Raw genomic sequence first — 7,476 nt, 5'->3', positions numbered from 1 at the left:
CGAGCTAATGGATACACTCGATACCTGAGCCATAACCCCGGTGGCAAAAGCCGTGTTAGATCCGTCTACCGTACCCGAGGCTTTAAACTGATAAACACCTTCTGGTAAGGCCTCACCATTGTCGTCAAATCCATCCCAGGTGAAATCGGTATAGCCCGAAGCAGCACCCATTTCGATGGTACGAACCACCACGCCAGCCTCGTCGTAAATATTCACTTTTAGATCCGTGACAGGATCGGCAACATTTATCCGCCCGGACATACCATCTGTTGCCGTTAAATTACCGATTGAAGATGGAAGTAGTACTTTACGTCCTACTAATGATGATCCCTGCAGTGCTTGGTTAGACTGCATCGAGTTAGAAAAAGTAGAGAACGAATCCTGCAAGTCAGATAAGCCTGTGACCTGAGCAAAAGATGCGATTTGTCCAAGAAAATCACCATTTTCCATGGGGTTCATTGGATCCTGATACTTTAATTGGGTGGTCATCAAGGACATAAAATCTTCCATGCCCAATGTGCCAGGATCTTTTTTGGTTTCTTCTGAACGATTTGAGTTCAAGAATGCATACGGATTGTTATCGTTAACGCCGCTCACAGCCATCTTTCACCCCTCCTTATTGCCCTAACTGTAATGTTCTTAACAGCAATTGTTTTGAGGTATTCGCGATTTCAACGTTGTTTTGATAGGAACGTGACGCGGACATCATATTTGCCATTTCGGTAATTGGATCCACATTAGAGTGGAAAATATAGCCATCTTCGTTTGCCATTGGATGACTTGGGTTGTATTCCTGTCTCACAGGTGCCTGGCTTTCAACCACTCCCTGAACTTGCACTGCACCCTGCTTGTAACCTTCCTGAACATCATCAAGTACGGTCGCAAAGACCGGTTGTCTGGCTTTGTATGTTTGATCAACACTGCTACTGACACTGTCCACATTCGCTAGATTACTTGCTGTTGTGTTCAGACGCAGAGACTGAGCACTCATGCCACTACCGGCAATATCAAAAATATTAAATAAAGACATAGTGCCTACTCTCCTTTCAGTGCTCGTGTCATCGAACTAAACTTGCCACCCAAAAACTGAAGGCTGGCCTGATACTGAACAGCATTCTGCATAAACTGTGCCTGCTCAACCTCCTCATCGACACTATTGCCATCAAGTGAGTCCTGAGTGGCCACTCGATATTGGATGGGTCCCATAAGCCCATTAGATTCCGGATTAGTGGCGTAGTGTTTGTTATTCGTCGTGTTCAGTTGGCTAGGAGAAGATCCTGCCATCGCATTCTTCAAAGTCTCTTTAAAATCAATATCCTGAGCTTTGTAATTAGGCGTATCAGCATTAGCCATATTGCTGGCCAGTAACTCTGCACGCTGTGATCGCACCCGCAATGCATCAGCATGAACTCCAATCGCACTATCAAAATTAATCGGCATCTGTACGCCTCCATCCTCATTTACAATTGTCCTTCAGCATTTAACGTGCCAACTAAACTAAGCTCATGAATTGCCGATAAACAGATAAGAATTCGGCAACATATTGGTCGAACATGGCGGCAAAGATTTCCCCCTATTGCCGCCATGTTGCTACACTTTAAAATGACGATATGGCTGATATTCACCGTTATTTTTCAAAATATGAGACAAGCCCCACAAAGTCTATTGATTGAAGCTTGACTGAGAAAATAAATAAGACTAAAACCGACCACATGGAGAGGACGATACGACGTGGTAAAAGACAAAATTAATCAAGGATTTACTTTAGTTGAATTGATGGTAACACTCGCTGTTGCAGCCATCATATTAGCTATTGCTGCCCCTAGTTTTTCTCAAATGATTCGAGACCACCGCCTTATCACGACAGCAAATGATTTTATGGGCACCATGCAACTGGCACGCAGCGAAGCTATCAGAAGAGGCATTCAAGTCACCATGCTACCGATTACCAATGGTGACTGGAGTAGTGGTTGGAATGTATTTACTGACTGGGATGCTGATGAATCGCTTGGAGATGTAGGGGCAGTTTGTGCAGAGAATCAGGATTGCTTTCTATCTCAACAAAATGCATTGGACAGCGTTACGTCAGTCGCTGCCGGAAATACAGGCAGTGGATTTCGGTTTATGCCGACAGGTGAAATTCTATCCACACTAGGTTTCCCAAATGGCAATATCACTTTTTGCTCGACAGGCAGCAATGAAAGAATTATTACCGTGAACCAGTCAGGTAGTAGCAGAATTTCTATCGGGAATGTTTGCCCATGATGAGACGTCAACAAACCGGCTTTACCTTACTGGAAGTTATGGTGGCAGTATTTGTCTTAGCTATAGGTTTACTTGGTATGGCACATTTACAAGTCACCACCCTCAAGGCCAACTCAACCGCAGGCCTCAAAACCCAAGCTAATATTCTTGCTGGCAGCATACTAGAGCGCATGAAAGCCAATACCACGGCAACCTATGCAAAAAACTATGACATCCTTTTTAATGGGGCAACGCCAGCTGGCAATAGTGTTTCTGATACGGATGTTCGAGAATGGCGAGCGGCTTTATCAGCCTATCTTCCTGCAGGTGAAGGACAAATTGTGTGTGGCAACTTTCTTGTGAACCAGCCCTTCATTTGTACGATCACGGTGAGATGGTCAGATATTCAAATTGGTGATGAGAATACTAATTATGGTGACTATGCGACCTCGACAATGGTTCTGGAAAGTGCAATATGAATAAAGAAAAAGGGTTTTCTCTAGTCGAATTGATGGTGGCACTTGTCATAGGCCTTTTACTGATTGCTGGGGTAATAGAGTTATTCGTTAGTACGCGTCAAACCTATCGTGTACAAGATATGAAAGCGCGCATGCAAGAAGATGGACGCTATGCAATTCATCACATTTCATCGCTTTTAGACCGCGCCGGTTACATCGGTTGTAACTCTATCCCTACAGGGAATAGAGGGGCTACAGGAAGAAATTCAGGGGGTACAGGTAGAAGCCTAGTCAATAATCTGAACACGGCAAATAATTATTTCTGGGACATAGGTGGTGCCCCAGTCTTAGGCCACGAAGCAGATAACAACGGTGGCTGGTCTCCCGCATTACCTGCTGGAATCAATCAAGCGATAGCAGGTAGTGATGTATTTACCTTACGTACAGTGAGCAATGTCTTTATTGAAGTGAGTCATTTCGATAGCAGTTTAGGCCCCTCTGCTCCGGTTAAAATTCCACAGGATAATCCTCTGGATGACTGCGATCCGGCGACAGAAGCAAAGCCTGGTGAGTGTGCTAACATCGTGATTGCTTCTGACTGCAATAATAGCGTGATTTTTCAGGTGACCAATGATCCCTCAGTAGACGGCAATCTTGAACATGAAACAGGTATCGGTACACCTGGAAATAGTAGAGTTGACTTGGGACTATCTGGCCTAAGTCAGGGCTGGTTAAATACCATCACTACACATACTTTTTTTATTCGAAATGGCCCCAGTAATTACCCTTCTCTTTATCAGATGGTGCTAGGAAAAAATCCAGATGTACTTATCGAAGGTGTCGAACAGATGCAGGTGGAGTATGGTGTCGATACCAGCAATAACGGTAGTGTAGACCAATATGTCAAAGCAAATGCAGTGGCTGACTGGGAGCAGGTTATCAGTGTTCGCATCTCCTTAGTCATGATCAATATTGACCCTCAACAAAATGATAATGTGGCATTAGGGGATGGCACCTATACCCTCGAGGGCAATGTCATCACCCCAGATGACGGCAGGTTGAGGCAAGTCTTTACCAAAACAATAACGCTCAGGAACCGTATATTATGAAAATTCAACAATCAGGTGCGGCCTTGATTGTCAGTCTCATTATGCTGTTATTGCTGACCATGATAGGAATCTTTGCCATGCGTACAGGTGTCATGGAAGAAAAAATGGCAGCTAATCAAATTGACAGAGATATAGCGTTTAAAGCAGCTGAAGTGGCGTTACGAGCTGGTGAAGGTACCGTCTTAAACTGGGTTAATCTGCCAATTTGTTCCGATACTGGTGCCCCCGGGTGTTGGACCAAACAATCTATGGATCCTGTCGGCACAGATGCGACCCCTTGGTGGCTTCAACGTAACGCCGCCTGGTGGACTGCAAATGGCACAGCCGCCACCCAACCACAAGGTGCTGTCAGCCCACCACGTTATGTCATTGAAGAAATTATAAAACCCGGAAATAGTAACGGTAATAAGCCTCGAGACCAGCAACAAGGTGGTGCTAAGTTCTACCGCGTTACTGCCCGCGGTGTGGGTGGCTCAGTGCAATCCGTGGTCCTTTTACAGTCTGTCGTTCGTATGAGGTAAAAATATGAATAAATTATCCTCTTTCACAGCGCTCGTATTATTGGGTATTTACTCGCTGACATCTTCAGCAGCTAATCTCAACATCAGTAATGTGCCACTCTATCTCGGTGGTGTGGTTGCACCGAATATCATGTTTACACTTGATGATTCAGGTTCCATGCAATGGGAGGTCATGCCTGATGAGAATTTACATTATGCGAATTACCTGTTCCCTAGACCGTCCAGTCTTTATGGTGGTGTTACCTACAGTAACCAGGTACCAAACTTTGATGACGATAACGTCCATAACTTCTTTTCACGCTCATCTGTCAACAACGCAGTGTTCTACAATCCAGATGTGACTTATGTGCCTTGGAGTAAGGCTGATGGCACGAGTATGGGAAATGCGAATCCATCAGCTGCGCTATATAATCCGGCCGATCCTTCACGTGGAAGTATCAACTTAAAAACTCAACAAACACAATATTCATGCTGGTTCAAACATGGCAGTAGCCTCGGTAGTGCTTATGGAGACCCATGCAATGGTAACCATAGTTTTTGGCCCATCACATACTACAAATACAATGGCAGCGCTTCTGACTCAGAGGCATTGCGATTAGATCGCTCTCGCTATACACGGGTAAGAATTACCGACTCCACTTCAGCTAGTACAACATTCACCAGTCCAAACGGTACGACTCGAACTCGTGATGAAGAAATACAAAACTTTGCTAACTGGTTTCAATATTACCGCTCAAGAATTTTGACAGCTCGTGCTGGTGTAGGCCGCGCATTTGCCACCCAATCTGAAAATTCCCGTGTCGGTTTTGCTGCAATAAACGAGGGTAGCCGCACTATCGATGGTGTCAGCAGTAACAGAGCTCTCATCAGAGGCGTCAGAAAATTTAGCGGTGCAAACAGGACCGCATTTTACGATAACCTCTACGATCATGTGATTAACAATTACGGGACACCTCTCAGATCAGCTGCAGCCAGTGTAGGCCAATATTACGAAAGAACCGACAACAGAGGACCATGGGGAGCTACCCCAGGTACTGATGACTCCTCTACTCACCTGACTTGTCGTCAGAGCTATCATATTCTTACTACAGATGGCTACTGGAATGGCGGCAGCCCTGGGCTTGGAAATGTCGATAATAGCAACGGCACCGCCATCAGTGGTCCCAATGATGACGATTATACGTACATTGCATCTCCCCCTTTCTCTGACTCATGGTCAAATACACTGGCTGATACAGCCATGCACTACTGGAAACGGGATCTTCGGACAGACTTAGAAAATGAAGTACCAACCAACACAGAAGATCCAGCATTTTGGCAACACATGGTCACATTCACCGTGGGGCTCGGGGTCAAAGGCTCACTCGACCCAGAGAATGATTTAGACGCTCTTTCAGCCACCCCTCCGACCAAATCATGGCCTGACCCGGGAAGTTCAAACCCAGCAAAAATAGATGACTTATGGCATGCTGCAGTCAATAGTCATGGTAATTTTTTCAGTGCTGCTGATCCTGATGAGTTTGCCGAATCACTTGCTGGCATTTTACAAAATATCACATCGAGAACTTCGTCCTCCGCTGCTGTTGCCGTTAACTCGGGTGCCATAACTAGTGACAGTAAAGTCTATCAAGCCCGTTTTAACAGTGGCGACTGGACAGGACGACTACTAGCGTTTGGCTTTGATGACGATGGACAATTATTACCTTCAGCATTGTGGGATGCTGCTAATAAAATTCCAAGCGCTAATCAACGTGTGATATTCACCTCTGATGGTAATAATGGTTATGCATTTGACTGGAATGCATTGAATTCTAGTCAAAAATTATCATTAGGTAGCGAAGATGTATTGAATTATCTGCGTGGTAACCAATCGAAAGAACAGAGTAAATCTGAGGGTATCTATAGAACACGAACTAAATTACTTGGCGATATTATTAATTCCTCTCCAGTGTTACTTGGTCCTCCTAGATCAGATTATTACGATCAATGGGGCAATAGATCAGAAGATGATGAGCCAGAAGATTCTGTCCTATATTCTGAGTTTGTCAGCACCTATCTGAACCGAACCGCTATGATTTATGTAGGGGCGAATGATGGTATGTTGCATGCGTTTGATGCTGATTCTGGAGTTGAAAAGTTTGCCTACGTCCCGAATAGTGTCTATGACAACTTGAAAGAATTATCATCCCCCAGCTACTCACACAAATATTACGTTGATGCCAGTCCGACTGTTGTGGATGCCTTTTTTGATGGCAGCTGGCATACAGTACTTGTTTCAGGTCTTGGTGCGGGTGGTCAAGGTTACTTTGCCTTAGATATTACGGATCCTTCAGCATTTTCAAATGAAACAGAATCAGCTAAAAAAGTGTTGTGGGAATTTACCGATAAGAATGATCCCGATATGGGATACACCATGGGACAAGCAAATATTGTTCGTTTGAATAACGGTAAATGGGCGGCCTTATTTAGTGGCGGGTACAACAATACTTTTGATAATGACGCTGATGGCAGTGCAAATAATGCAAGCCATGACAGTGAAGATGGCAATGGTTATATCTATATCGTAGATATAGAAACCGGTAGCCTGATTCGTAAGTTTGATACACAAACAGGCAAAAATGAGGATCCAACCGAACAGTTTAGACCAAATGGAATCGCCACGCCGACAGCTATCGACACAAACCAAGATGGCACCACCGATCTGATTTATGCCGGCGATATGTTTGGTAATGTTTGGAGCATTGAAATTGGTAGCAATAATAAGAATGACTGGGACTTTACATACAGAGATGCGGATACTAATAAGCCACTGCCGTTATACTCGGCGTGTTTCGGGACAAGCTGTAACAAAGACAACATTCAACCAATTACAACACCAGTTAAAGTAGAGCTTCATAACGAAAAAAATGGCTATTTACTTTTATTTGGTACCGGTAAATATTTTGAAGTTGGCGACAATACTCCGGTTGATCAAGTTACACAAAGTTTTTACGCTATTTGGGATCCGAGAGTATATGATGCTGATACATCCTCCTATACACGTTATGCATTTTCTCGGGCTCAACTCAATAAACGGGCAATGGCTGAATTTACGATTCTAGGCACGAATTATCGGACAATATCGGCCTCAGAATCAGATAAAAT

General features: G+C 44.3%; 8 protein-coding genes. 5 read left to right on the top strand and 3 right to left on the bottom strand.

The genetic code is table 11. From position 1 onward, the window contains the following. The 3 genes from B4K20_RS16675 to flgB form a co-directional block, all read right to left on the bottom strand. On the bottom strand, window positions 1-603 hold a 603-nt coding region (locus B4K20_RS16675), incomplete at its 3' end, for a flagellar hook assembly protein FlgD (RefSeq protein ID WP_289283780.1). Between the two features lie 13 nt (window positions 604-616). After that, on the bottom strand, window positions 617-1,030 hold the full coding sequence (flgC, locus tag B4K20_RS16670) for a flagellar basal body rod protein FlgC (RefSeq protein ID WP_286305625.1): 414 nt from the start codon (window positions 1,028-1,030) through the stop codon (window positions 617-619). A 5-nt stretch (window positions 1,031-1,035) separates the two neighbouring features. After that, window positions 1,036-1,440, bottom strand: coding sequence for a flagellar basal body rod protein FlgB (gene flgB, locus B4K20_RS16665; protein WP_286305626.1), 405 nt, complete (start codon window positions 1,438-1,440; stop codon window positions 1,036-1,038). A 291-nt stretch (window positions 1,441-1,731) separates the two neighbouring features. On the opposite strand from flgB, the gene B4K20_RS16660 reads away from it, so the two are divergent. The 5 genes from B4K20_RS16660 to B4K20_RS16640 form a co-directional block, all read left to right on the top strand. Beyond that, window positions 1,732-2,265 carry a GspH/FimT family pseudopilin gene (locus B4K20_RS16660; protein ID WP_289244606.1) on the top strand — a complete coding sequence of 178 codons (534 nt, stop codon included), beginning with the start codon at window positions 1,732-1,734 and terminating at the stop codon, window positions 2,263-2,265. Next, a complete protein-coding gene (gene pilV / locus B4K20_RS16655) occupies window positions 2,262-2,723 on the top strand; it encodes a type IV pilus modification protein PilV (RefSeq protein WP_289283779.1) in 462 nt (153 codons plus the stop codon). The genes B4K20_RS16660 and pilV overlap by 4 nt, the downstream gene beginning before the upstream one ends. Then, window positions 2,720-3,811, top strand: coding sequence for a PilW family protein (locus B4K20_RS16650; protein WP_289283778.1), 1,092 nt, complete (start codon window positions 2,720-2,722; stop codon window positions 3,809-3,811). The genes pilV and B4K20_RS16650 overlap by 4 nt, the downstream gene beginning before the upstream one ends. After that, window positions 3,808-4,332 (top strand): pilus assembly PilX family protein, encoded by a 525-nt coding sequence (locus B4K20_RS16645; protein WP_286305630.1) that lies wholly within the window; start codon window positions 3,808-3,810, stop codon window positions 4,330-4,332. The genes B4K20_RS16650 and B4K20_RS16645 overlap by 4 nt, the downstream gene beginning before the upstream one ends. 4 nt (window positions 4,333-4,336) lie before the next feature. Beyond that, window positions 4,337-7,476: pilus assembly protein (locus tag B4K20_RS16640; RefSeq protein WP_289283777.1), on the top strand; the 3,140-nt coding region annotated here is incomplete at its 3' end.

Origin of the sequence: Methylophaga sp. UBA5088, assembly GCF_002414625.1 — a bacterium.
Lineage (GTDB): Bacteria > Pseudomonadota > Gammaproteobacteria > Nitrosococcales > Methylophagaceae > Methylophaga > Methylophaga marina.
Note: the sequence above shows the minus strand (reverse complement) of the source record. Positions and strands in the feature narration are given on the sequence as shown.

Coding starts and splice junctions, on each gene's coding strand:
- flgB (WP_286305626.1), bottom strand. CDS start 1,440: ATGCCGATTAATTTTGATAGTGCGATTGGAGTTCATGCTGATGCATTG.
- B4K20_RS16650 (WP_289283778.1), top strand. CDS start 2,720: ATGAATAAAGAAAAAGGGTTTTCTCTAGTCGAATTGATGGTGGCACTT.
- B4K20_RS16645 (WP_286305630.1), top strand. CDS start 3,808: ATGAAAATTCAACAATCAGGTGCGGCCTTGATTGTCAGTCTCATTATG.
- flgC (WP_286305625.1), bottom strand. CDS start 1,030: ATGTCTTTATTTAATATTTTTGATATTGCCGGTAGTGGCATGAGTGCT.
- pilV (WP_289283779.1), top strand. CDS start 2,262: ATGATGAGACGTCAACAAACCGGCTTTACCTTACTGGAAGTTATGGTG.